The sequence below is a fragment of the Thermodesulfobacteriota bacterium genome, assembly GCA_026415035.1.
Classification (GTDB): domain Bacteria; phylum Desulfobacterota; class BSN033; order BSN033; family UBA1163; genus RBG-16-49-23.
The window spans coordinates 99,162-123,477 of sequence record JAOAHX010000001.1 but is presented as its reverse complement, the minus strand read 5'-3'; the positions used below and the strand labels follow the sequence as shown (position 1 = coordinate 123,477).

29 protein-coding genes are annotated in these 24,316 nt (G+C 57.2%); 23 read left to right on the top strand and 6 right to left on the bottom strand.

The genetic code is table 11. The annotated features are described in order from the left end of the window. Positions 1-65: 65 nt before the first annotated feature. Positions 66-773, top strand: a complete 708-nt coding sequence (locus N3G78_00590; GenBank protein ID MCX8116412.1) for a response regulator transcription factor — start codon at positions 66-68, stop codon at positions 771-773. A gap of 25 nt (positions 774-798) precedes the next feature. Here the strand turns inward: N3G78_00590 and N3G78_00585 are convergent, their stop codons facing one another. Then, positions 799-2,754, bottom strand: a complete 1,956-nt coding sequence (locus N3G78_00585; GenBank protein ID MCX8116411.1) for a response regulator — start codon at positions 2,752-2,754, stop codon at positions 799-801. Between the two features lie 145 nt (positions 2,755-2,899). Between N3G78_00585 and N3G78_00580 the strand changes: the two genes are divergently transcribed. After that, positions 2,900-3,394: an ACT domain-containing protein gene (locus tag N3G78_00580; GenBank protein ID MCX8116410.1), complete on the top strand. Its 495-nt coding sequence runs from the start codon at positions 2,900-2,902 to the stop codon at positions 3,392-3,394. Here the strand turns inward: N3G78_00580 and N3G78_00575 are convergent. The 4 genes from N3G78_00575 to N3G78_00560 all read right to left on the bottom strand — a co-directional run bounded on the left by N3G78_00575 (position 3,382) and on the right by N3G78_00560 (position 7,928). Continuing rightward, entirely contained in the window at positions 3,382-4,689 is a 1,308-nt protein-coding gene (locus N3G78_00575; GenBank protein ID MCX8116409.1) for a cell wall metabolism sensor histidine kinase WalK, read from the bottom strand. The genes N3G78_00580 and N3G78_00575 overlap by 13 nt on opposite strands. After that, positions 4,686-5,375, bottom strand: coding sequence for a response regulator transcription factor (locus N3G78_00570; protein ID MCX8116408.1), 690 nt, complete (start codon positions 5,373-5,375; stop codon positions 4,686-4,688). The genes N3G78_00575 and N3G78_00570 overlap by 4 nt, the downstream gene beginning before the upstream one ends. Before the next feature lie 25 nt (positions 5,376-5,400). Then, the gene (locus N3G78_00565) at positions 5,401-6,582 is read right to left on the bottom strand and encodes an acyl-CoA dehydrogenase family protein (protein ID MCX8116407.1); all 1,182 of its coding nucleotides are present in this window, start codon (positions 6,580-6,582) and stop codon (positions 5,401-5,403) included. Between the two features lie 62 nt (positions 6,583-6,644). Further along, positions 6,645-7,928 carry an MFS transporter gene (locus tag N3G78_00560; GenBank protein ID MCX8116406.1) on the bottom strand — a complete coding sequence of 428 codons (1,284 nt, stop codon included), beginning with the start codon at positions 7,926-7,928 and terminating at the stop codon, positions 6,645-6,647. A 106-nt stretch (positions 7,929-8,034) separates the two neighbouring features. Here N3G78_00560 and N3G78_00555 point away from each other — a divergent pair, with 106 nt between their 5' ends. The 3 genes from N3G78_00555 to N3G78_00545 are packed head-to-tail and all read left to right on the top strand — an operon-like array spanning position 8,035 to position 9,989. Continuing rightward, a complete protein-coding gene (locus N3G78_00555) occupies positions 8,035-8,790 on the top strand; it encodes a tetratricopeptide repeat protein (GenBank protein MCX8116405.1) in 756 nt (251 codons plus the stop codon). 11 nt (positions 8,791-8,801) lie between these two features. Beyond that, on the top strand, positions 8,802-9,161 hold the full coding sequence (locus N3G78_00550; GenBank protein MCX8116404.1) for a hypothetical protein: 360 nt from the start codon (positions 8,802-8,804) through the stop codon (positions 9,159-9,161). A gap of 33 nt (positions 9,162-9,194) precedes the next feature. Then, a complete protein-coding gene (locus N3G78_00545; GenBank protein ID MCX8116403.1) occupies positions 9,195-9,989 on the top strand; it encodes a hypothetical protein in 795 nt (264 codons plus the stop codon). Between the two features lie 12 nt (positions 9,990-10,001). On the opposite strand, the gene N3G78_00540 is transcribed toward N3G78_00545, so the two are convergent. Then, positions 10,002-11,141 (bottom strand): ATP-binding protein, encoded by a 1,140-nt coding sequence (locus tag N3G78_00540; GenBank protein ID MCX8116402.1) that lies wholly within the window; start codon positions 11,139-11,141, stop codon positions 10,002-10,004. 188 nt (positions 11,142-11,329) lie between these two features. Between N3G78_00540 and N3G78_00535 the strand changes: the two genes are divergently transcribed. The 18 genes from N3G78_00535 to N3G78_00450 all read left to right on the top strand — a co-directional run bounded on the left by N3G78_00535 (position 11,330) and on the right by N3G78_00450 (position 24,284). Continuing rightward, the gene (locus tag N3G78_00535) at positions 11,330-11,575 is read left to right on the top strand and encodes a hypothetical protein (GenBank protein MCX8116401.1); all 246 of its coding nucleotides are present in this window, start codon (positions 11,330-11,332) and stop codon (positions 11,573-11,575) included. 122 nt (positions 11,576-11,697) lie between these two features. Next, positions 11,698-12,252 carry a DUF177 domain-containing protein gene (locus tag N3G78_00530; GenBank protein MCX8116400.1) on the top strand — a complete coding sequence of 185 codons (555 nt, stop codon included), beginning with the start codon at positions 11,698-11,700 and terminating at the stop codon, positions 12,250-12,252. 54 nt (positions 12,253-12,306) lie between these two features. Further along, positions 12,307-12,492: a 50S ribosomal protein L32 gene (rpmF, locus tag N3G78_00525; protein ID MCX8116399.1), complete on the top strand. Its 186-nt coding sequence runs from the start codon at positions 12,307-12,309 to the stop codon at positions 12,490-12,492. 14 nt (positions 12,493-12,506) lie between these two features. Continuing rightward, the gene (gene plsX / locus N3G78_00520) at positions 12,507-13,571 is read left to right on the top strand and encodes a phosphate acyltransferase PlsX (protein MCX8116398.1); all 1,065 of its coding nucleotides are present in this window, start codon (positions 12,507-12,509) and stop codon (positions 13,569-13,571) included. Between the two features lie 12 nt (positions 13,572-13,583). After that, entirely contained in the window at positions 13,584-14,747 is a 1,164-nt protein-coding gene (locus N3G78_00515; protein ID MCX8116397.1) for an acyl-CoA dehydrogenase family protein, read from the top strand. A 59-nt stretch (positions 14,748-14,806) separates the two neighbouring features. Beyond that, on the top strand, positions 14,807-15,733 hold the full coding sequence (gene fabD / locus N3G78_00510; protein ID MCX8116396.1) for an ACP S-malonyltransferase: 927 nt from the start codon (positions 14,807-14,809) through the stop codon (positions 15,731-15,733). A gap of 13 nt (positions 15,734-15,746) precedes the next feature. Continuing rightward, positions 15,747-16,487 (top strand): 3-oxoacyl-[acyl-carrier-protein] reductase, encoded by a 741-nt coding sequence (gene fabG, locus N3G78_00505; protein MCX8116395.1) that lies wholly within the window; start codon positions 15,747-15,749, stop codon positions 16,485-16,487. A 13-nt stretch (positions 16,488-16,500) separates the two neighbouring features. Beyond that, positions 16,501-16,737: an acyl carrier protein gene (gene acpP, locus N3G78_00500; GenBank protein MCX8116394.1), complete on the top strand. Its 237-nt coding sequence runs from the start codon at positions 16,501-16,503 to the stop codon at positions 16,735-16,737. Positions 16,738-16,860: 123 nt separating this feature from the next. Further along, positions 16,861-18,108 carry a beta-ketoacyl-ACP synthase II gene (fabF, locus tag N3G78_00495; protein MCX8116393.1) on the top strand — a complete coding sequence of 416 codons (1,248 nt, stop codon included), beginning with the start codon at positions 16,861-16,863 and terminating at the stop codon, positions 18,106-18,108. Beyond that, a complete protein-coding gene (gene rpiB, locus N3G78_00490) occupies positions 18,108-18,623 on the top strand; it encodes a ribose 5-phosphate isomerase B (protein ID MCX8116392.1) in 516 nt (171 codons plus the stop codon). The genes fabF and rpiB overlap by 1 nt, the downstream gene beginning before the upstream one ends. Positions 18,624-18,751: 128 nt before the next feature. Next, complete coding sequence (locus N3G78_00485; protein ID MCX8116391.1) at positions 18,752-19,270, top strand: cytidine/deoxycytidylate deaminase family protein; 519 nt, start codon at positions 18,752-18,754, stop codon at positions 19,268-19,270. Between the two features lies 1 nt (position 19,271). Then, entirely contained in the window at positions 19,272-19,748 is a 477-nt protein-coding gene (gene nrdR, locus N3G78_00480; protein MCX8116390.1) for a transcriptional regulator NrdR, read from the top strand. 4 nt (positions 19,749-19,752) lie between these two features. Then, positions 19,753-20,877: a bifunctional diaminohydroxyphosphoribosylaminopyrimidine deaminase/5-amino-6-(5-phosphoribosylamino)uracil reductase RibD gene (gene ribD, locus N3G78_00475; GenBank protein MCX8116389.1), complete on the top strand. Its 1,125-nt coding sequence runs from the start codon at positions 19,753-19,755 to the stop codon at positions 20,875-20,877. Next, positions 20,859-21,536: a riboflavin synthase gene (locus N3G78_00470; protein MCX8116388.1), complete on the top strand. Its 678-nt coding sequence runs from the start codon at positions 20,859-20,861 to the stop codon at positions 21,534-21,536. The genes ribD and N3G78_00470 overlap by 19 nt, the downstream gene beginning before the upstream one ends. Then, the gene (locus N3G78_00465; GenBank protein ID MCX8116387.1) at positions 21,520-22,731 is read left to right on the top strand and encodes a bifunctional 3,4-dihydroxy-2-butanone-4-phosphate synthase/GTP cyclohydrolase II; all 1,212 of its coding nucleotides are present in this window, start codon (positions 21,520-21,522) and stop codon (positions 22,729-22,731) included. The genes N3G78_00470 and N3G78_00465 overlap by 17 nt, the downstream gene beginning before the upstream one ends. 63 nt (positions 22,732-22,794) lie before the next feature. Continuing rightward, positions 22,795-23,268: a 6,7-dimethyl-8-ribityllumazine synthase gene (ribE, locus tag N3G78_00460; protein ID MCX8116386.1), complete on the top strand. Its 474-nt coding sequence runs from the start codon at positions 22,795-22,797 to the stop codon at positions 23,266-23,268. Between the two features lie 8 nt (positions 23,269-23,276). Beyond that, complete coding sequence (gene nusB / locus N3G78_00455; GenBank protein MCX8116385.1) at positions 23,277-23,693, top strand: transcription antitermination factor NusB; 417 nt, start codon at positions 23,277-23,279, stop codon at positions 23,691-23,693. 12 nt (positions 23,694-23,705) lie between these two features. Further along, entirely contained in the window at positions 23,706-24,284 is a 579-nt protein-coding gene (locus N3G78_00450) for a hypothetical protein (protein MCX8116384.1), read from the top strand. Positions 24,285-24,316 lie beyond the last annotated feature (32 nt).

Sequence of the window (24,316 nt, the reverse complement as noted above, 5' to 3'; positions counted from 1 at the left end):
CCCATGGATGGGTCTGTGGAAAACTAAACCGACCTTTTTCCCAAGAATGAGGAGTGCCTGGCGCAATGAATCCCATTCTGGTTGTCGAGGATGACCCGGATATTGCGCGATTGGTGGAATATCAGTTCAGACAAGCTGGGTTTCCCATCGCCACGGCCCCCGACGGGACGACCGCCCTTGAACAGGTCAAACGGTCCAAGCCACCCCTCATCATCTTAGACTTGATGCTCCCGGACATGGATGGGAAAGAGATCTGTCGGGCGATGAAGGCCAATCCCTCCACCCGTTCCATCCCGATCTTGATCCTTACCGCGAAGGCGGAAGAGGTGGATCGCATCGTCGGATTCGAATTGGGCGCCGACGATTACGTCACCAAACCCTTCAGTCCCAAAGAACTGGTCCTGAGGGTCAAGGCGATCCTGAATCGAAAGCAGACCCAGGAGGAGGGCGAAACACTTTTTGAGATCGGCGATCTGGTGATTGACGTGGAGAGGCACCGGGTCATGGTCGGCAAGAAACCCGTCCCGTTGACCCATACCGAATTTAAACTCCTGGTTGAGCTGGTCTCGAAGAGGGGAAGGGTGCTGACGAGGGAGGTGCTCCTCGATCGGGTCTGGGGATACACCTACGAAGGTTATGCAAGGACCGTGGATACCCATGTCCGGCGATTGAGAGACAAGCTTGGACCTGAGAGAGACCGTATCGAGACGGTCAGGGGGGTCGGATACCGGTTTCGAGAGCGGGACTCAGAGGAGGAGCCTCAATCGTTCTAAAATCTCTTCAGAGCCCTCCTCGTCTTCACGAAGGGGTGAGATGAGGGTCCGAGGGCGACGGACCGATGCTTTCGGGGGCCTCTTGTGGCGCCTCCCGGATGGGTAACAAGAGATAAAACGTGCTTCCCTTTCCCAGTTCGCTCTGAACCAGGATCTTTCCCCCATGTAACTCGATGACCTCTTTGGCGAAGGTCAGTCCGATGCCCCTTCCCTCTCCGTCCCGAACGTTCTTCCCCCGGTAGTAGGGTTCGAAGATCTTTCCCAGGTCCTCTTCCGGGATGCCCACCCCGTGGTCCTGAATCGTCAGCTCCATCACGCCCGAACCCCTTCGGTTCAAATAGTGACGGAGGGTCACTTCCACCTTCCCTCCCGGGTGCGAGTATCTTATGGCATTGGCAAGGAGGTTGACCAAGGCCCGAAGCATCAGGGGCTCGTGGAGGGAGAGTTTCAGATAGGGAGGGGGAGCGCAAAAGGCGATCTCCACCCCTTTTTCTTCAGCCATCATGTGGAGGAGGCGGATGGCTTCCTGGACGAGTGACCTTCCCTCGACCTCCCGGCAGAAGTCCTTCCAGTTGGATTCCCTCAGATTTTGGGACAGGAGGATCTCGTCGATCCAGCGGGTCAGGTGGAGGCTTCCGTCGAGGATGGACCGAAGGATCTGGGCCGTCTCCGGGTCCTCCGTGCGACGGAGCATTCGTTTAGCAGAACATCCGATCGACAGGAGAGGGGACTTCAAATCGTGGACCACCTGTTTCACCTGGGCCTCCTTCACCTCCAGAGCCGTCTGAAGGTTCTTTCTCTCCTCCTGCAATTGATCAAAGGATCGCTTCTTCCCTACCAGCTTTTCCGCGCGTAACATCAGCTCATTTAGGGAGAAGGGTTTGGAGAGGTAGTCATCGGCTCCCATTTCGAGCCCTTGGATCTTGTCCTCCTCCATCGCCCGCGCGGTCAGCATCAGGATCCCGATGCTCCGGGTGGGCCCGTGCTCGCTCTGGCGGATTAGCCGGCAGAGTTCCCACCCATCCAGATGGGGCATCATCAGATCGAGGATCAGAAGATCGGGAGGCTCGGAGGTGATCTTTTCCCAGGCCTCATACCCATCGAAGGCTTTGAGGACCTGATACCCCCTCCGCTCGAAATGATAGGCCAGCATTTCGACCAGATCCTTCTCGTCGTCCGCGATCAAGATTTTCCCGCGATTGGTTTGCGCCATTTGGCCTCCCCTGGTTTTGGAAGGAGTGGGCCTCTTCCCCAGGAAGGCCCTCCCTTGCCGTTGTGGATTTTCAAAGAAGAAGATCGCCACCTGCTTCGCCCCGATGGCCTTCTTGAGACTCTCCTTCTCTTTTTCTGCGAAAATGAGCGATTTCCAGGAGTAGAGGTGATGGGGTTTGTGAAAATCGGAGTTGGCCAGATAGGGGAATCGTTCCAATCCCACATCTCCAAACAGGTCTTCGCCGTTTCCGATCTCCCAGGCGTCGATCTGACCGGCATAGCGGTCTCGATGCGTCCAGAGGCGAAGGGGATGGCGATGAAGGGATTCGAGATCTCCGTTGAGAAAATAAGAGAGCTTCAGAGGGGGATGGGAGGCGATGGCCAGGCCACCCTGCTCGTGGATTTGACGGATGACCTCTTCTGCGGACTGATTCGGATTGACCCCCTCTCTTAAGTCGATCCCGAGGATGTGATAATCTTCGACTAAGTTGCAGATTTCTAAGCCCGGGAGGATCAGGAGGTCATAGGCCTCCCTCGCTTTCTTGGCCATCTCGTCGATCGATTTAAAATAGCGATTGAGGTCCTGAACCGATTTGCCCTCCTCGTAGATTTCGAGGCTCCTGGGGGACTGGGTGTCGAAGAGGTGATCGGTGATGGCGATGGCGTCGAACCCCGCTTCCCCGTAAAGTCGAATGACCCGGTCCAGAGGCAACTCGCCGTCGCTCCAGGTGGTGTGGATGTGGAGATCGCATCGAAGCCATCTGTTCATTAGGGTCAGCTTACCTCTTGATTGTTACAAAGGAGTGACGGGGACGTGAAATTCTCCTGAAGGGGGGCCTTCGCCTTTCTTGACCTCGGGGGGCGAAATCGGTTATGTTCCACCGCATCGGGGGGAAGAAACGAGGTGAGGGGAGATGGAGAGGAGGACCCAACTTTCGGTCATACTGAACAATGCTCCCGGAGAACTGGCCAAGATGTGCCAGATCTTGAAGGAGGCCCATATCAACATCTTGGCGATGAGCATCCAGAATGCGAAGGATTCGGTCAAAGAGCTTTTTAATATGAGGGAGAAGACGGGGCGACGCATTGCCCTGGCCGAGAGCTATCGGGGCATCTTGAAAGACTCTGCGGATTACTCGTTGATTCGAATCTTGGTGGATAAACCCGAAGTGGCCGAGAAGGTGCTCCTCGAGGCCAATCACCTCGTCCATCTGGATGAGGTTCTGGTTTTCCGGCTGCTCAACCGTCCGGGAATGCTCGGCCGGGTCGCCAGTCGCTTTGGAGAGGCCAAGGTCAACATAGACTATATTTACGGGTCGGCCATGGAAGAACAGCCCGAGGCCCTGTTCGTCGTCCACATCGCCGAATCGGATTTCGAACGGGTAAAGGATCTCTTTCAAAATCTCTGAGGGTCGCAGGGAAGGGTGAAGTGGAAGGTCGATCCTTTCTCCAGCTGACTCTCCGCCCAGACGGTGCCCCCGTGGGCCTGGACCAGATGTTTGACGATGGACAGGCCCAATCCTGTTCCCCCTAACTCCTTCGACCTCCCTTTATCGACTCGGTAGAAGCGTTCGAAGATCCTCGGAAGGTCCTCCTTGGGAATGCCGATCCCGTTGTCATGGATGGAGATCTGGAATTCCTTGCCTCCCCTCCGGGCCACCTCGATTCTGACTTCCCCCCCCTCCCGATTATATTTGATGGCATTATCGAGGAGGTTGATCAAAATCTGGGTCAGATACTTCCGGTCCGCCTGGACCACGACCTCCCCTAACCCCTCGGGTTTGACGAGAGAGATCTTCTTTTTACGGGCCGAGACCTCGATCGACTCCCAAGCCTCCTCCAGGGCCTCTGAGAGCGAAAGGGGTTCGGGGGCGAGGTGGAACTCTTTGGACTCGATCTTCGAAAGGGTGAGGAGGTCCTCCACGATCTGGGTCAACCGGTCGGTATGTTTTTTGATGACCTCGACAAAGGAGTAGGCCACCTCCTCCTTCAAGGCCCCCTCGAGGAGCGTTTCGGCATAACCTTTGATGGTCGTCAAAGGGGTGCGCAACTCATGGGAGACATTGGCCACGAAGTCCTGCCGAATTCGCTCCAGCTTCTTGAGCCGGCTGATATCGTGAAAGACGCCGATCGCCCCACCGCGTTTTCGGCCGGTTTTAGAGGGAGAGGGCGTCGAAGGGATGGGAACGACGGTGACCTCGAACCATTTCTCGGGGAAGGAAGGGAGGGCCAATTCGAAGGAGGTCGTCTTTCCTTCGGTGAGGGCCTGTCGGAAGGCCTCCGCCAACTCGACGTTTCGGATCACCTCCAAGGGGGTTTTATCGACCACCTCCGGGGGAAGCGGAAAGAACCTTTGCAAGGCTTCGTTCACCATCTGGATGCGGCCCTCCCCATCGACCACCAAGACCCCTTCGGTCATGCCTTTCAAGATGATTTGGAGATACTCCTTCTCCCTGAAGATTTCTTGAAGGAGGTCCGGTCCGGTTTTTTCGGATGGATCGCTCGGTCCCGAAGAGGGGGGGCGATTTTTTTGGGAAGGCATCAGGAAGAGGTAGGCCAGGGGGGTGAGCACGATCAAGCTGACCAAAGAAGACAGAGGGAAGGACATTCGGAGGAACGTGATCATCCCCCATTGGAGGAGGAGGAAGAGGAAAAAGGTCATGCCCACCCGGGCCAGCCCGCGTCCCTTGATCTGGATCCTCATTCTTCCTCTTCCCGAAACCGGTAACCCACGCCCCGAATGGTTTCAATCCAGTCGCCTGCCGGTCCGAGCTTCTCCCTCAATCGCCGAATGTGGGTGTCGACGGTGCGTGCGTAGCCTTCGTAGGTGTACCCCCATACCCGATCGAGGAGATATTGGCGGGTTTTGACCCGACCGCGATGGGAGGCCAATTCGAGAAGGAGTTTGAACTCGGTAGAGGTCAAAGGGATCGGCTTCCCCTTGAGGGAAACGACATGGCGTTCCACATCGATCAGCAGGTCTTCCACCTGGATGACCTTTTCGGCTTCCCCGGGTTCGGTCTTCCTTCTCAGGATCGCTTTGATCCGGAGGACCAACTCCCTCGGGCTGAAAGGTTTGGTGACGTAATCATCCGCCCCGATTTCGAAGCCCACGATGCGATCCACCTCCTCCGCCTTGGCGGTGAGCATGACGATGGGAATCGACCGGGTGGCGGGATCCGATTTCAAAGCACGGCAGAGATCTCTCCCATCCATGCCCGGAAGCATCAGGTCAAGGACGATGAGGGCAGGGCGAAGCCTTCTGGCCTGCTCCAGTCCGGAGGGACCGCTCTGGGTCTGGAGGACCTGGAACCCCGATTGGGTCAGATGGTATTCGATCAGATCGGCGATGTCCTTTTCATCCTCGATGATGAGAATAGGCTTGGTCAGATCTCTCCCCCCTTTTTCTCCAAGCTCAAAAAAATTCTACCCAGTCCCTCTGGGTTCCGTAGGTTTCGAGATACTCCTTGATGAGCTGTTCGGCGACGACAAAGCGCTGGACTTGGTTGGTTCCTTCATAGATTTGGGTGATCTTGGCATCCCGCATCGTCCTCTCGAGGTTGCTGTTTCTCAAGCAGCCATATCCCCCGAGGATCTGAACGGCATCGGTGGCGATCTTCATGGCCACGTCCGAGGCGAAGTATTTGCACATGGCCGAATACTTGGTCGCATGGGGTAGCCCGTGGTCAAGGTGATGAGCCGCCTTGTAGACGAGGGCTTTGGCCGATTCGATGAGGGTGGCCATTTCGGCCAGCATGAACTGCATGCCTTCGAGTTTAGCGATGGGTTTCCCAAATTGCCTCCGTCTCATGGCGAAGACGACGGCCACCTCCATGGCACTTTCCGCGATCCCCAGGGCCTGGGCCCCGATGGCCGGTCGAGAACGGTTGAGCGTCTCCATCGCGATCTTAAACCCTTCCCCCTCTTGGCCGATCCGATGCTCAGACGGGATGGAGACGTCCCGGAAGGTGATCGTGCAGGAGGGGATGCCCCTCATCCCGATCTTGTCATCCTTGGGGCTGAAGGACAATCCCTTTCGATCTTTCTCGATGTAAAAGGCCGAGATCCCTCGCCTCCCCCGGCTGGGGTCGGTTTTGGCGAAGACCACATACCGATCGGCTATCCCTCCGTTGGTGACAAAGCTCTTTTTTCCGTTGAGGAGATAACCCTCGCCCTGCCGGGTCGCCTTCATCTGGAGGGAGGCCACATCAGATCCCGCGTGGGGTTCGGTGAGGCAGAAGGCCATGATGAGGCGGTCCTTAACGATCTGAGAACAGAGAAGGCGCCGCTGCCTGTCATCGGAGGCGATCAGGACCGGTAGGGTCCCGACGCTCTGGACGATGATCAGAAGGGAGAGCGAGGCCGAAACCTTGGCCACCTCTTCGGCGAGGATGCAGAAGGAGGTGATATCCCCCTGTTGGCCCCCCATCTCCTTCGGAATCAGGAGTTGAAGATATCCTTCCTCAAAAAATCGATTTGCCATATCGAAGGGAAACTGGTCGCTCTCCTCGATCTCTCTCGCCCTATGTTTGACCTCCTCCGCCACGATCCTCCTCACGTCCTGCCGGAGGGATGTATATCGGTCCTGTGTTTCCATCGCTCCTCCTTCTTTAACGTTTGAATCTTATCACATAAGGGGCGAGGTTGGCAAAGAGAGGATCAGCAGGGGAGAGCGGTGGGATCTCTTCGATACTTTCGGGGGGCCACGTGCCAGACCAAGAGGAGGGAGGCGAGGGAGGCGAGGATCGCCAGGAGAAAAGAATAGAGATAGGTTTGGGTTCGGTCGAAAAGGAGTCCCGCCACCCAGGCCCCGGCCGCCGCACCGATCCCGATCATGCCCTCGAGCATCCCGTAGATCAACCCGAAACGTCTTCCCTTATAGAGATCGCCCGCAATGGACATGAACATCGGGGCCATGGACCCCCAACCCGCCGCGAAGAGGAGGGCAAAAAGATAGAGGAGGAAGGGAAGGGAGAGGGGCTGAAAAAGAATCAGAAAAAGGATGCCCAAAGCCAGGCAGATCACCCCAGAGGTGTAGGTCCTCTCTCGGCCCCACCGGTCGGAAATCCACCCCCAGAAGAATCGAAATCCAGCCGAGAGGGCTCCTATGGAGGCCAAAAGGGAGGCGGCCTCGATCCGGTCTATCCCAAGGTCGATCAAGTAACGCACATGGTGAACCATGACGATGTATACGCTAAAGATCGCCAAGGAGGGGAAGAGCAAGAAGGACCAAAATCTCAAGGACGGTATCAGCTCCTTGAGCCCTGGCTGGCCTTCGGGCCACCGTTCTCTTCGGGGCGTCGGGCAGGGAGGGGAGGACACCCCGTCGACATGAAGTCCGAGGTCTTCAGGTCTATGCCTCAAGAAAAGGGCGATCAAGGGAAGGGGAATGGCAAAGACGAGCAGGCCAAAGATCGAAAAAGCAAACGCCCACCCCCTGGCTTGGATCAGATATTGAAGGAGGGGGGCAAAGACGAGAGGGCCCAACCCGATGCCCAGGCTGGCAAGGCCATTGGCCGTTCCCCGTTTTTTTTCGAACCAGTGGGAAAGGAGGGCTGTAAAGGGAGAGATGCTGAGACAGGTGACCCCGACCCCTGCGATGATTCCGAAATAGAAATAGAAATCGAAGAGGGAGTCGATCTGGGTGCAGAGGAGGAGGCCCAATCCCATCAGCAGGACGCCGGGAAGGAGGACCCTTCGAGGTCCGATCCGGTCGACCAGGTAGCCCACCAGAGGAGCCATCACCATGTAAACCAGCATCCCGAGGGATTGGACCCCGGCGGTCTCGGCACGACTCCATTGAAAGTGGTCGATCAAGGCCACGAAGAAGAGAGAGAAGGAGGTCCGAAAAGCATACCAGAAGGCCATGGAGATCGAGGCCAGGGCGACGATGACCCATCCATAATAGAAGCGTCTCTGGTAGAGATCGACCCAAACTCCCATGAGCCTGCCCCCACCTTAAGAGATTTCGACTCCCATTGCAAGAACCGAAAAAAACTCCCTTGATTTTATTCGGAAGGATTGGTTAAGGAAAAGGTGGAGGGAAAGGATGTCGAAACGGAAGGGGAGGGGGTTGATCATTTTCGCCATCGTTTGCCTGGGCTTTTCCTGCGGGCCCTCCCGCCAGGCCACGCGGCATGATCGAGCCCTCAATGCCGAGGAGCATTTCCATCTGGCCTACAAGGCGGCCGAGCGGGGGAATTTGAATGAAGCCGTCGAGCAGTACCAGCACGTCCTGAAATTGAATCCCAACGATGCGAGGGCCCACCTCAACCTCGGCCTCCTCTATGGGAGGCAGGGCAAGTGGGACAAAGAGATCGCTCAGTATCAAAAGGCGATCCGTATCGACCCCGATTTGGCCGAGGCCTATTTCAATCTGGGGGTTGCCTATGGGGAGAAGGGAAAGCTCAACGAGGCGATCGCCCAATATCAGAAGGCCTTGCAGATCAACCCCCATTATGTGGAAGCCTTGACCAACCTTGGGACGATTTACTTTCGCAAGGGAAACCTGTCCGAGGCCCTTTCCGCCTACCTCCGGACGATCGAACTTAGGCCGGACTATGCCCGGGGCCACTTCAACCTCGGAAGCCTCTACCGCCAACAGGGAAGATGGGAAGAGGCCATCGCCTCTTATCAGAAGGCCCTGGCGATCGATCCGAAATATGCCCTCCCCCACTACCATTTGGCTGTCCTCTATTTCGAAAGGGGGGAGTTTAAACAGGCCATCGAACATGCCGACCTCGCGGGAAAGCTGGGGATCGTGGTCGACCCCGCCCTTCTGGAGCGGCTCAAACCCTACCGCTAAAGGACCCCACCATGGAGACGAGAGAAGCCATCCTCGATCTGCAGTATTCCGAGAAGATGAAATCGGGGTTGATCATCGGGATCAACCTCCTCGAACTCCTGGCCACGGTGAAGGACGAGGCCGAAGCATCCGGGGGCAGAAAGGTCCTGGTCTGGTATCTTGAAGGCCTTCTGAGAGAACTCCGGGTCGCCCAGAATGTGATGGGCCTCGATCATTACGTCGAGCTGGAGAGAAAATTGATGGAGATCATCGGAAGGATTCAACTCTCCCTCTTCGAAGACGTTCTGAGATCCTTCTCCGAGGCCCTCTCGCTGGCCACCACCTCCTGCCAGAGCGCCATGAACCATTTGATCGAGAAGCGGCTGATTTAGCCGTTTCACCCTGAAGAAGGGAGGGGAGAAGACATGAGAAAGCTCTTATTCATCCTCGCCGGGCTATCCTTCATGGGCATAGGCCCTCATTTCGTCCATTCCCAGCCCATCCCCCCTTTGGAAAGATTGAGGGAGATGTGGGAACCGAAGATCCATCGGAGCGATCTTCAGATCCTCCAGCTCGAGATGATCCCTGATCCGGTCTGGGAGGGGCAGAGGATTCGTTTCGAGGCGATTCTCTCCAATTTTTCACAGTATTCGGCCAGGCTGAGTTTCTTTGTGAAAGACCGGGATGAGGTGGTGACCTCGGCCCAGGATATCTGGGTCAAACCGGGACACAACCGGATCGTCTTCCCTTCGACCGGTTACCGGTTTTCCCGTTTCGAGCACTGCTTCACGGTCGAGGTCGATATCGAGCGGACGAGGAGGCCGGTCGATCTCCTGAGGGAGTTCTGTGCCCGCAGAACCTATGCGGGCTGGACCCTGAAGGAGGCGAAGATCGGACCCCTCTTCGTGGAAGATCTCGAGATGTTCCCCGACCCTGCCCGCCCTGGCCAGGAGATCCGGTTTCGGGTCAGATTGAGAAACGACGGCCCCCCCCTTCGGGCCGATCTCCGCCTCCAGGATCGAGATCAGACCCTCGCGGTTTTGAACGACGTCCACCTTCCGAACGGATATGCCGAATATTACTTTCCCTACACCCGATATACCTTTCAGAGGTTCGATCACTGCTTCACCGTCCTCGTCGATGTCGAACGGACCCCCTATCGGACAGAGGCCGCCAGAGAGTTCTGCGCCAGGCCCTTGGGTTGGACCCTAAGGCCTTGAGAGGTCGATTCGTTACGAGGGAGGGGCCTGGGGAGGCGCGGAGGTCCTTTTGGGGAGGATGACCGAGAAGATCGTCCCTTGGCCTGGTTCGCTCTGGAGCCTGATCTCGCCCTGGTGGAGGTGGACGATCTCCTGAACCAGGGAAAGTCCGATCCCGAGGCCTCTCAAATCTCCAAGGGGCTTTTTCTCTCCTTGGAAAAATCGGGTGAAGACCTCTTGATGGGATTGGTGAGAGATCCCGATGCCGGTGTCCTGGATGCGCGCCACCGCGGACCGATCATCTTCCGTCAGGGTGACGACGATCTTCCCGCCAGGACGGTTATATTTGATGGCGTTCGAGAGCAGGTTGTTGAAGAGCTGGTCGAGCTTGTCCGGCACGCCCTCAATGATCAGGGGGCCCTCTGGGATTTGCCTCTCCACGTGGATTTGATATTCCTTGGCCAGGGGTTCGATCGTCGCACAGGCGAATTGGATCGTCTTCACCAGATCGACCGGCTCGAAGACATAGCCCTCTTTTCGGATCCCGATCTCCGCCAGCTCCAGAAGGTTGTCGATGTTCTTTCCCAACTTGTGGAGGTTTTTATAGGAAATCTCCAAAAACCTCTTCTGTTGTTCCGTGAGGGGGCCGACCTTCTCCGCGAGGATCATCCCGATATAGCCCATGACGGAGATCATCGGGGTTTTCAATTCATGGCTAACGTTGGAGAGGAAATCATCCTTCAGGCGGTTTAAGCGGACCAACTCTTCGTTGGCCGCCTCAAGCTTTTTGAGGGCTTCCCTCAATCTCTCCTCCCCCTTCTTGCGCTCTGTCACCTCCTGAGAGACCACGAGGGTGCCCAAATATCGATGGTCCGGCCCATAGACAGCCGTGTAGGTGTTGTCATAAAACTTTCCCTTAACCAGCTGGACGTTCATCAGGTGGTGGCCTTCGATTTTCCCCGATTTCAGCTCTTCGATAATTTTTAATAGTTTCGCATGGACCTTTTCGGGATGGCAGTCCAGGATGGAACGGCCCACCATCTCCTTCAGGGAGGTATCCCGGTGTCGTTCGGCGGCGGGATTGAAGTAGGCGATCCGGTTTCGGTCGTCGATAAAGACGACCCCTTGCTCCATGGCCGCGAAAATCTGGTGGAGGACCGAAGGAGGGATCATGCGTTCGGTTTAAAATTAACATAGAGTTCGGCTTCTTACAAGAGACGTGGCCGCAGGGGAGAGGGTTGCTTGACTTTTGGCCGAAGATACCCTATGATAATTTCGTGAAAAGTTTTGCGAGGCTTTGGCTATTTTTCGTATTTACCTTCGCCATGGCGGCATGGGCTGACCCGGGGGAGAAAAGGGAGGTGGCTTCACCGTATCCTTCTTATGAAGGAAGGCTGTTTACGGGTCCCGAGGACCCGGATTATAAAGCGTACGAGATCATTTTGAAAAACCGGCAGAAGGAGCGCCTGCGAAAGCTTTTCGGGGTGGAAATTCCTTCGGAGGCCTATTCCGGTTTTGACCTCTTGGAACTCGAATCCTTCCTCCGCCTGCGAAGGCCTGAAGAATCCCTGGACCACCTACTCAAGTTATTTCCCAGGGCCCCTTGATCCATCGATCGTTCGTCGATCGACCCTCGCCTCTGAAACACCCTCCCCTCCCCATCGAGAGAGGGATCGCCAGTCCCCCTTGACAAAGGGGGAATTTCTTTTATATTTAACAGTCTAATTTCTTGCTCGACGGGCTAAAAATGCTGACCCTAAAATTGGAAGACATCCCAGAGGAAGGATTGGAGCTCAAATGGCAAGAGGATCCCCTGGAGCTTGCGGGTTATCTGGATCAACTCTCTGAGATCGATTTTTCTTTTGAGGGCCCCTTAAAGTCCGAGGTGAGCATCAAGAAGGTGGGACGATCGGTCCTGATCCGAGGAGAGGTGGAAGCGGTGGTCCTGTTACGGTGTGGTAGGTGTCTCAAAGAATTTCCTCATCCGATCGCCACCTCTTACGATCTCCACCTCCACCCGTTAAAGGGGGCGACGTTCAAGGAAGAGATGGACCTCTCCCACGATGAACTCGATATGGGTTTCTACGAAGGAGGAGAGATCCAACTTTCCGAGATCGCTTGCGAACAGATCTTCCTGGAAATCCCCATTCAGCCCCTCTGTCAGGAGGGATGTCGAGGGCTCTGCTCCCAATGCGGAACGGATCTCAACGTTTCGACGTGTCAATGCGTTCATAAGGGGCTGGATTCGGCATTTCAGGTTCTGAAGGCTTTCAAATTACCCTAACCCCTCCCCCCTATCGCAAATGCGTCCAGGGGAGATGGAGAAAGGAAAGGAAAGATGGGAGTTCCGAAGAGGCGGCATTCTCCTTCAAGAAGGGATAAGCGAAGGGCCCACGATCGGTTACGCGGTCCGACTTATACCCACTGTCCCCAATGTCACGAACCGCTATTGCCACACCATGTCTGCCCCCATTGCGGGACCTACAGAGGAAGGGAGATCATCCAGGTTACCGAAGAAAAATAGGAAATGAGCGAGCAATGAAAATTGCTGTCGATGCCATGGGCGGCGATTATGCCCCGCAGACAACGGTTGAAGGTGCGGTTCGGGCGGCCAAAGAGCATGGGGTGAAGGTGGTGCTGGTGGGAGACGAAGATCAGATCAGCCGGGAACTCTCCAAATATCCCACCTCCAAACTCCCGATCTACGTCCACCATACCTCTCATGTCGTGGCCATGCACGACTCCCCCTCCACCGTCCTCAGACGGATGAAGGAGAGCTCGATCAAGGTGGCCATCGATCTCGAAAAAGAGGGGCAGGTCAACGGCGTGGTGACCGCAGGCAACTCCGGCGCCGCCATGGCCTTGGCCATGTTCATTTTTAAGAAGCTCGAGGGGGTGGACCGGCCGGCCATCGCCACGATCCATCCGGCCTTTAAGGGGCATACGGTGCTCATCGACTCGGGGGGCAATGTCGATTGCAAGCCCTGGCATTTGGTTCAATTCGCCCTGATGGGCGATGCCTATGCCAAATATATTCTGGGCGAAAAGGAGCCCCGGATCGGACTGCTGAGCAATGGCGAGGAGGAGGGGAAGGGCAACGACTTGACCCGCGAGGTCCATGAGATCCTCTCCCAGATGGACCTCAATTATGTGGGATATGTCGAAGGAAGAGACCTCAATAGCGGAAAGGTCGATGTGATCGTCTGCGACGGGTTTGTCGGCAACGTCGCCCTGAAGATCAGCGAGGGGTTGTGGGAGACCATCCACGGCCTTCTGAAATGGGAGGCCAAGGACAATCTCAGGGCGAGGATCGCCTACTTCTTTATGAAACGGGCCATCCGACGCCTGGAAAAACGTTTCGACTACTCAGAATACGGGGGAGCCCCCTTGCTCGGGGTGAATGGGAATTGCGTCATTTGCCACGGCGCCTCCAACGCCAAGGCGATCATGAATGCCATTGTGTTGGCCGCCAATTTGGCGAAGAACAAATTGAACGAACATCTCACCCAGGAATTGAAGGAGAAACAGGACCTCCTCCAATTGGGGCAGAGATTGAAGAACGGTTTCAGGAGACCCGGGAATACGACACCGATCAATCGATAGGAGGAAGAGAGCGTGGACTATTTTCTGACCCCTGATCAGCAATCGATCAAGGACCTGGCTCGAAAGATCGCCCTCGAGAAGATCCTGCCCGTTCGGGCAGAATTGGACGAGACCGGAGAATTCCCCTGGGAGATCCTGAAGGTCTGTGCAGATGCGGGGCTTTTCGGGGTCTCCATCGAAGAGGAGTACGGCGGATTCGGCGGGGGGGTGCTCGAGAATTGTCTGGCCGTCGAAGAGCTGAGCCGCGTCTGTCTGGGCGTGGCGACCAGTTATGCGGCCAGCGGATTGGGAGCCCATCCCATCATGCTCTTCGGGAGTCCCGAGCAGAAGCGAAAATATCTACCGGACATCGCCAGCGGAAAGAAACTGGCGGCCTTCGGGTTGACCGAGGCCGATGCGGGAAGCGATGCCGGTTCGATCCGGACCACCGCCACGCGGACGGAGGGTGGATATCTTCTCAACGGGACGAAGCAGTGGATCACCAACGGAGGAGAGGCCGAGATCTATACCGTCATCGCCATGACGGACCGCTCCAAAGGGCCAAGGGGGGCGAGCGCCTTCATCCTCGAAAAAGGGATGCCAGGTTTCAGCTTCGGAAAGAAAGAGAACAAGATGGGGATCCGGGCCTCGGCGACCCGGGAGTTGGTCTTTCAGGACTGCTTCGTGCCGAAGGAGAATCTCATCGCCAAGGAGGGCATGGGGTTCATCATCACCATGAAGACCTTCGATCGCACCCGGCCGGGGGTGGGCGCCCAGGGCGTTGGCCTGGCCCAGGGGGCGTTGGATGAGGCGGTCCGCTACGCCAGGGAGAGGGAGCAGTTCGGAAAGAAGATCATCTCGTTTCAGGCGATCCAGCATATGCTGGCCGATATGGCCACCTTGGTCGAAGCGGCCCGGGCCCTAGTCTACTCTGTGGCCCGATACATAGACCTCTCAAAAGACCCCAAGGAGATCTCCAAAGTCTCAGGGATGGCCAAGGTCTTCGCCAGCGATACGGCCATGAAAGTGACGACGGATGCCGTCCAGATCTTCGGGGGGTATGGCTATATGAAGGAATATCCTGTCGAGAAGATGATGCGGGATGCCAAGATCCTCCAGATCTACGAAGGGACCAATCAAATCCAGCGAAACGTCATCGGCCTCGAGCTGAGCAAGGAGTATGCGGGAAAGCGATGATCTGACCTTCCGTCGAGCCTTAAAGGGGGACGGAAGGGGTTCAGGGGAAGAGGAGGACCATGGAGCCGAAGAAGACCGCTTTCATCTTTCCGGGCCAAGGTTCCCAATCGGTCGGAATGGGCAAGGACCTTTACGACCATTTTAAGGTGGCCCGTGAGGTGTTCGAAGAGGCCGACGAGGCCCTCAAGTTTCACATCTCAAAGCTCTGCTTTGAAGGTCCGGAGGAGGCCCTGAAATTGACGGAGAACACCCAGCCCGCCATTCTGACGGTCAGCATCGCCGCCCTTCGGGTGCTCCAGAGCGAGAGAGAGGTCAAGCCCGCGCTGATGGCGGGACATAGCCTTGGAGAATACAGCGCCCTGGTCGCCTCGGGGGCTTTTTCCTTTGCCGATGCCGTTCGGGTGGTTCGTCTGCGGGGCAGGTTCATGCAGGAGGCCGTTCCGGTGGGCGAGGGGGCCATGGCCGCCGTCCTCGGCATGGAGAGAGAGGACGTGGAAAGGATCTGCCAGGAGGCCTCGGACGGTGAGGTCCTCACCCCTGCCAATTTCAACTGTCCCGGCCAGATCGTAATCGCTGGCCATGCCAAGGCCGTGTCACGGGCCATCCATCTGGTCAAGCAGAAAGGGAAGAAGGCGATCCCTCTTCAGGTAAGCGCCCCCTTCCATTCCCCATTGATGAAATCCGCTGGACTCCGGTTGAAAGAGGTGTTACAAGAGACACCGGTCTTCTCGCTCCAGGTGCCGGTCGTCACCAACGTAGAGGCCAAAACCAATTCGGAACCGGAGAGGGTCAAACCCCTTCTAGTGGAACAGGTGTCGAGCCCGGTCCGATGGGAGGAGTCGATGCGCCTGATGATCGAGGAGGGGGTGGAGAGGGTCATTGAGATCGGGCCGGGAAAGGTCCTTACGGGTTTGATGAAGCGGATCGATCCGAAGGTCGAAACGGCCAACGTCGAGGATATTCCATCGCTTCAACAGCTTTCATGAAAAGGAGATCGAGGTGGAACTCTCAGGGAAAGTCGCCTTGGTGACCGGGGCGGCCCAGGGGATCGGAAGGGCCATCGCCCTGCTTCTCGCCGAAAACGGGGCGGATGTGGCGATCTCGGACATTAACATCGAAAAAGCCAAGGAAACAGCTATGGAAGTCGAGGCCCTCGGAAGACAGGCCTTGGCCCTCCAGGCCAATGTGGCCCTCTGGAACGAAGTCGAACAGATGGTCGAGACCATCGTCGGACGATTTGGCCGGATCGATATCCTGGTCAACAATGCTGGCATCACCCGCGACCGTCTGATCTTGAGGATGACCGAAGAGGATTGGGACTCGGTCCTCGATGTCAACCTCAAAGGGACCTTCCACTGCACCAAAGCTGCCCTTCGCCACATGGCCAAACAGAAGAGCGGGAAGATCGTCAACATCGCCTCTGTCTCCGGCGAGATGGGAAACCCGGGTCAGGCCAACTATGCCGCCTCCAAGGCGGGGGTGATCGGCTTCACCAAAACGATCGCGAGGGAATTTGCCTCCAGGGGGATCAACGTCAACGCGATCGCCCCGGGGTTCATCCAGACGGCCATGACCGATGCCATCCCCGAAAAGGTAAGGGAGACCTTGATTCGGATGATCCCGATGGAACGACTGGGGCAGCCGGAGGATGTGGCCCAGGCCGTGCTCTTCCTCGTTTCCGAGCGATCCCGTTATATCACCGGACAGGTATTGAATGTGAACGGTGGCATCTACATGTGAGGAGGTAGATCCGATGGACATTGAGAAAAGGGTCAAAGAGATCATCGTAGAACAGTTGGGGGTGAACGAGAGCGAGGTGACGCCCGAAGCCAAGTTTGTCGATGATTTGGGGGCCGACTCCCTCGACCTGGTGGAACTGGTCATGGCGCTGGAAGAGGAGTATAACATGGAAATCTCCGACGAGGATGCAGAGAAGATCCAGACCGTGGGCGATGCGATCGAATATATCAAGTCCCATATCGCCCAGTAGAGGCAGGTCCTCGCTTCTTCGGACCTTTTTGCGCTTCGGAAGGGGATCGAGGAGGTCGGGGGAAGGGACACCCCTTTCCCCCGCTCAACCCTGTAAGGATCGATCCCCAAAGGGGGAAGGAGATTGAGAAGGAGAGTCGTCGTCACCGGATTGGGGTTGGTCATCCCGACGGGCATCGGGGTCGAGACGGCCTGGAGGAATATCTGTGAGGGCAAGACGGGCATCGGCCGGATTACCCGATTCAACCCGGAGAAGTTTGAAACCCAGATTGCCGCCGAGGTGAAGGGTTTCAACCCCGAGCTCTATATCGAGAAGAAAGAGATCAAGAAGATGGACCTCTTCATCCAGTATGCCCTCGCGGCGACGAAGGAGGCCATTGAAGACGCCCGATTGACCATCACGCCGGAAAACTGTGAGCGGGTCGGCGTCATCGTCGGGACGGGGTTGGGAGGCCTTCCCACGATCGAAAGATACCACCAAATCCTCCTGGAAAAGGGGCCAGGGAGGATTAGCCCCTTTTTCATCCCCATGCTCATTGCCAATCTGGCCTCGGGTCAGATCGCCATCCATTACGGGGCCAAGGGACCGAACACATGCCTCGTGACGGCCTGCGCCACCGGAGCGCACTGCATCGGAGATGCCTTCCGGGCGATCGTCTATGGGGACGCCGATGTGATCATCGCAGGAGGGACGGAGGCCAACATCACGCCCCTTACCGTCGGCGGGTTTAATGCCATGAAGGCCCTCTCCACGCGGAACGACGAGCCGGAGAAGGCCTGCAGGCCCTTCGAAAAGAACCGGGATGGGTTCGTGATCGCCGAGGGCGCGGGGATCATGATCCTCGAGGAGATGGAGTTCGCCCTGAGGAGAAACGCAAAGATCTATGCGGAATTGGTTGGCTATGGCTACACCGGCGATGCCTACCACATCACCGCTCCTTCACCGGATGGGGACGGGGCGATCCGGTGCATGAGGATGGCCATCCAAGATGCGCGATTGGAGCCGGAGGAGGTCGATTATATCAATGCCCATGGGACCTCCACCCCCCTTAACGACCTCACCGAGACCTTGGCGATCAAGGCGGTCTTCGGGAAACGGGCCAAAGAGATCCCCATCAGCGCCACCAAATCGATGACGGGTCACCTCTTGGGCGCCGCAGGGAGCACGGAGGCCATCTTCACCGTCCTGTCGATCCGAGATGGGATCCTCCCGCCCACTCTCAACTACGAGGAGCCCGACCCCGAATGCGATCTCGACTATGTGCCCAACGTGGCCAGGCGGCAGGAAGTGAAGGTGGGCATGTCCAATTCGTTTGGCTTCGGGGGAACCAATTGCACCCTCATCTTTAAAAAATTCACGGGCATGGATTGATGCAGATCGGCTTGGCCTGCGACCACGGGGGATATGAGCTCAAGGAGGCCCTTAAATCCTTTCTCCGGGAGCTGAACCATGAGCCCCTCGATTTTGGGACCTTCAGCGGAGAGGCCGTGGATTACCCCGACTACGGGATCCGGGCCGCCGAAAAGGTCTCCAGAGGGGAATTGGAAAGGGCCATTCTGATCTGCGGGACGGGGATCGGGATGTCGATCGTCGCCAATAAATTTCGGGGGGTGAGAGCGGCTCTGGTCCAAGACCTCTTCTCCGCACGGTTGAGCCGCGAACATACCGATGCCAACATCCTGGTCATCGGCGGGAGAATCGTCGCCCGAGAACTGGCCAAGGAGATCGTCAAGGTGTGGTTGGAGACCCCCTTCAGCGGAGGGAGACACAAGCGTCGGCTCGAACAGATTGAAAGGCTCGAGGAAAAGAATTTCAGGCCCCCCATCTCGGCCGAAGGAGATCTCCCAGGGGATCCTTCCGGCGTCACCCAGGACAAAACGGGCTGAAGCGGAGGGGCCAAACCCCGACCCCCGCATCGCGATCGAACCCCTCCCCTGGCCACCCTGACCATGTTCTATTTAGGAACGGGAAGAGGGTAGGGGGCCTTCTTCAGGCAATCCTCTCAAGGTTCGCCGTGAGTTCAGGCAAAAAGCGAAGAGACGATCCCCGTCGACCGACCTGGGATGAGTACTTCATGGACATCACCCATCTGGTGGCGAAGCGGTCGACCTGTCTTCGGAGACAGGTGGGGGCCATTCTCGTCAAAGACAAGAAGATATTGACGACGGGATATAACGGGGCCCCCTCTCAGCTCCCCCATTGCCTCGACATCGGTTGCCTCAGGGAGACCCTCGGCATCCCCTCTGGAGAACGGCATGAACTCTGCCGGGGGCTTCACGCCGAGCAGAATGCCATCATCCAGGCCGCCTATCACGGGGTCGAAATCTGCGGGGCCACCCTCTATTGCACCAATCATCCATGCATCATCTGTTCCAAGATGATCATCAATTCCGGCATCGTCCGGGTCGTCTATGAAGAGGGGTATGCGGATCCCCTGGCCAAGGAGATGCTCAGGGCCTCGAAGGTGAAGATCGAACAGTTCAGTCGGAGACCGAAAAGGGGGACCGCCTCCAAAGGGCCATCGCATCACTGAGATGAAGTGTCCTTTCTGTGGGCATTCCGAGAGCAAGGTGGTCGATTCCCGGTTGGCCAAGGACAAAGAGACGATCCGGCGGAGAAGGGAATGCCTGAGGTGTCAGAAACGGTTCACCACGAGCGAGCGGGCCGAGGAATCGCTCCCCATGGTGATCAAGAAGGACGGGAGGCGAGAGCCTTTCAACCGGGGCAAGATTTTAAACGGGTTGAGGAAGGCCTGCGAGAAGAGGCCCATCAGCATCAACGTCCTGGAGAAGATCGCCAATCGAATCGAATCCTATTTTCAGGAGAGAGGGGAGAGGGAGGTTCGGAGCGCGGAGATCGGAGAGAAGGTGATGGAGGAACTGCACCGTCTCGACGGCGTGGCCTATGTCCGTTTTGCCTCGGTTTACCGGCAGTTCAAAGACATCCAGGAATTTATGGATGAGTTGAAAGAGCTTCTCGGAAACAGGGAAGAGGCGAAGCCTCGAAAGTAGAGGGATGCCCCACCCGTTCCCAACGGAAGACGCCTATTGGATGAAGCGGGCCCTGAGGCTTGCCGAAAAGGGCAGAGGTCGGACCTCGCCCAATCCGATGGTCGGGGCGGTCCTGGTGAAAGAGGGGAGGGTGGTCGGCCAAGGCTACCATGTTCGGGCGGGTGAGGATCACGCAGAAGTCGTCGCCTTAAAAAAGGCGGGGCCTGAAGCCAAAGGGGCCACCCTTTATGTCAACCTCGAGCCCTGTGTCCATCAGGGTCGAACCCCGCCCTGCGCGCCCGCGCTGATCCAGGCCGGGGTGAAGCGAGTGGTCGTGGGGATGGTCGATCCCAACCCCCTGGTCCAGGGACGGGGGATTGGCTTGCTTCGGGAAGCGGGCCTTCAGGTGGACGTGGGCGTCTGCGAAGAGGCCTCCCGGGCGTTGAACGAGGCCTTCTCAAAGTATATTCAGAGCGGACTGCCCTTTGTTTCTTTAAAGGTCGCCTCGACTCTCGACGGAAAGATCGCCACCCCCTCTGGAGAGTCGAAGTGGATCACCGGGGAGGAATCGAGACGCTTCGTCCATCGGTTGAGGAACGAGGTAGACGCCGTGGTCGTAGGGGTCGATACGGTTCTGAGAGACGACCCTCTGCTGACGGCGCGGATCAGGGGCGGGCGGGATCCGTTTCGGGTGGTGCTCGACAGTCGTCTCAGAACCCCTGAGGGAGCGAAGGTGATCGAAGAGCGGCCTGAGAAGACGATCATCGCCACCACCTCGCTTGCCCCCGCAGAGAGGATCGAATGCTTTGCGAAAAGGGGGGTGAACCTCCTGATCGTCGATCCCATAGAAGGAAGGGTCGACCTCAACGCCCTTCTTCGAAGACTGGGACAGATGGAGATGGTGAGCCTCATGGTCGAGGGAGGAGGACAGATCAACAACGCCTTCCTCAGCGTGGGGCTGGTCGACAAGATCTTCCTCTTTCTTGCCCCTAAGTTGATCGGAGGTGACCAAGCCCCGGGGATTTTTAGCGGCAGGGGAGTTGATAAGCTGGAAGAGGCCATCCGGGTTGAGCGAATGCAGGTCAGGAGGCTGGGAGAAGACCTTCTGGTCGTGGGATATCCGAGACGGCGATGTTCACCGGAATCGTAGAAGGAACGGGGAGGGTATTGAGAATCGATCAAAGAGGAGAAGGGAAAAGGCTTACGGTTCTTTTCCCCGATCGATTGACAGAGGTGCAACTCGGTGATAGTATTAGTATAAATGGGGTTTGCCTGACCGTCACGGAGCAAAAGGGAATGGCCTTCGCATTCGATCTCTCCGAAGAGACGGTCAAAAAGAGTACCCTGGGGCAGTTGAAGGTGGGAGAGAGGGTCAATCTCGAAAGGGCGCTTCGGATTGGCAGCCGCCTGGGAGGTCACTTCGTCACCGGGCATATCGACGGCACCGGCACGATCGTTGAAAAGAAGGTCGGAAGAGAATTCATTCGCCTCGAGATCGAGGTCCCAAATCATCTCTTACGCTATTTCGTGCCCAAGGGTTCCATCGCGGTGGATGGGGTCAGTTTGACGGTCAATGAGATCCGGGGAAACGTGATCTCCCTCTTGTTGATCCCCCACACCCTTGAGAAGACCACCTTGATCGATAAAAGGGTCGGCGATGCGGTCAACCTCGAAGCCGACCTCTTGGGGAAGTATGTAGAACGCCTCCTCGGGCATCCACCCCGGGGGGCCGAGGGTTTGACCCTTTCCTTCTTAAAAGAGCATGGGTATGTCGAAGACGATGGAGGCTCAGATGATCAGCACCATTGAAGAGGCGCTGGAGGATATCCGGCAAGGAAAGATGGTGATCCTGGTCGACGATGAAGACCGGGAAAACGAGGGCGACCTCACCATGGCGGCGGAGAAGGTCACGCCCGAGGCCATCAATTTCATGGCGAAATACGGCAGGGGATTGATTTGCCTCTCCTTGACCGAGGAGCGGTTGAACCAGTTGAAACTTCCGATGATGGTCTCGGACAATACCTCTCGGTTCCAGACGGCCTTCACCGTTTCGATCGATGCGAGAAAGGGGGTGACCACCGGCATCTCCGCGGCAGACCGGGCCACGACCATCCTAACGGCGGTCGACGACAACGCCAAACCCGAAGACCTGGTCTCGCCCGGCCATGTCTTTCCCCTGAGGGCGAGGCCCGGAGGTGTCCTGGTCCGCACAGGACAGACCGAGGGCTCGGTCGATCTGGCCCGGCTCGCTGGCCTCAAACCGGCAGGCGTCATTTGCGAGATCATGAACGAGGACGGCACGATGGCCAGGATGCCGGACCTAAAGCGATTTGCAGAACAACACGGCCTGAAGATCGTCACCATCGCCGACCTGATCAAGTACCGACTTCGGAAGGAGAGGCTCGTCCGGCGAATTGCAGAGGCCAACATTCCGACAAAGTACGGAGGTCTTTTTAAGGCCATCGCCTATGAAAACGATGTCGATCCCTTCCACCATCTCGCCCTGGTCAAGGGAGACATCCATCCGGAGGACAGGGTCCTGGTCCGGGTCCATTCCCAGTGCCTGACAGGGGACGTCTTCGGATCGAAACGGTGTGATTGCCAGGAGCAGCTCCATCAGGCCATGGCGATGGTCGAAAAGGAGGGCAAAGGGGTGATCCTCTACATGAGACAGGAGGGACGGGGCATCGGCCTGGTCAACAAGTTGAAGGCCTACTGCCTCCAGGATATGGGGAAGGATACGGTGGAGGCCAACGAGGCCCTCGGGTTTCAGGCCGACATGAGGGATTATGGGATCGGGGCTCAGATCCTGGTCGACCTCGGCCTCCGCAAGATCCGGTTGATGACCAACAACCCCAAAAAGATCAAGGGCCTCGAAGGATACGGGATCGAGGTGGTGGAAAGGGTTCCGATCGAGACCAAGCCGCATCAGGAGAACATCGAATATTTGAAGACCAAGGCCAAGAAGATGGGGCACATCCTCTCCATCAAAACGGTCGAGTAGAGGAGGACCGAGGGGACGACGGGGGAGACGGCCGGGGGGTGGGATCTGGGAAAGGAGCGGGAGATGATCAGAGTGATCGAAGGCAAGCTGACAGCAAAGGGGCTCAAATTCGGGATCGTCGTGAGCCGGTTCAATCATTTCATCAGCGATCGTCTATTGGAAGGCGCCCTCGATGCCCTGCGGCGGAGCGGAGCCGTGGAGGAGGACCTCACCGTGGTGAGGGTCCCCGGGTCCTTTGAAATTCCTCTGGCGGCCAAAAAAATGGCCAAAAGCGGACACTACGATGCCATCGTCTGCCTCGGGTGCGTGATTCGAGGGGCTACGCCGCACTTCGACTATATCGCGACAGAAGTGACCAAGGGGATCGCCAGCGTCGTCCTCGAGCACGAGGTGCCCGTCTCCTTCGGTGTGCTGGTGACCGACAACATCGAACAGGCGATCGAACGGGCTGGGACGAAGGTGGGCAACAAGGGATTTGATGCAGCCATGACCGCCATCGAGATGGCCAATCTCATGAGGGAGATCGGGAAGGAATAAGAGGGTCGTTGGGTCGGCGAAGAAGAGCGAGGGAGATCGCCCTCCAGGTTCTTTATCAGATCGAAATCACGAAGAAGAATGCCCTCCTGGCCCTGGAGGAGATGAAGGGGCACTTCCCCTCTGCCGGAGGGGATGAAGAATTGACCCAACGGCTCGTCCTCGGGGTCGTCGAGCACCAAAAGGAGATCGACCCGATCATCGAAGGACATTCCGAGCACTGGCGCCTGGACCGAATGACGATCATCGACCGGAATATTTTGAGGATGGCCATCTACGAACTGCTCTACTGCAAGGACATCCCTCCCAAAGTCACCCTCAACGAGGCCATCGATCTCGGGAAGCGGTTCGGGACGGAAGAGTCGGGAAATTTCATCAACGGCCTCTTGGACCGCATCCAGAACGAGGTGATCCGGAAGCCCCTCTGAGAGAACGGATCGATGGATGTGATCGTCACCAAAGAAAGGCCGGTCGAACAGGAAGGGGATCTGTTGATCTCGGGTTTCTTCGGGGACGAAAGGCCCCTGAAGGGCACTGCTGGCTTGCTGGATTGGAGGCTCAACGGAAGGCTTTCCCGACTCCTTAGGGAGGGGCGGCTTACGGGGGAGTGGATCGAACGGACCCTCATCCCTTCGCAGGGGCGGATCCTTCCCCAATGGATCCTCCTCTTCGGGCTGGGCAGCGTCCGGGCTTATAGCTATTTCACCGTGAGGCGGCTTGCCCCAACCCTCATCCAGACCATCGGAAACCTGAAGGCTTCCCATATCTGCCTCTCTCTTCCTTATGGAGAGGCTTACGAGGTCGATTGCGGGAAGCTGGCAGAGGTCCTCCTCGAGGGGTTCGTCGATCACCTGGACCGATTCCCGGAGGATCGGCCATGGATGGACCAGCTGAGCCTCTCTTTTGGGGAGGGGGAAGATCGCTTCTCCGAGCTCCTGTTCGGGGTTCAGACAGCGAAATCGATCCTTTCCCACCGGCTCCCCATTCGCCTCCTCACCCCCTCCGAACCATCTCTTTAGGTCCTTCAAACAGACCGAAGAATGTTTTGACA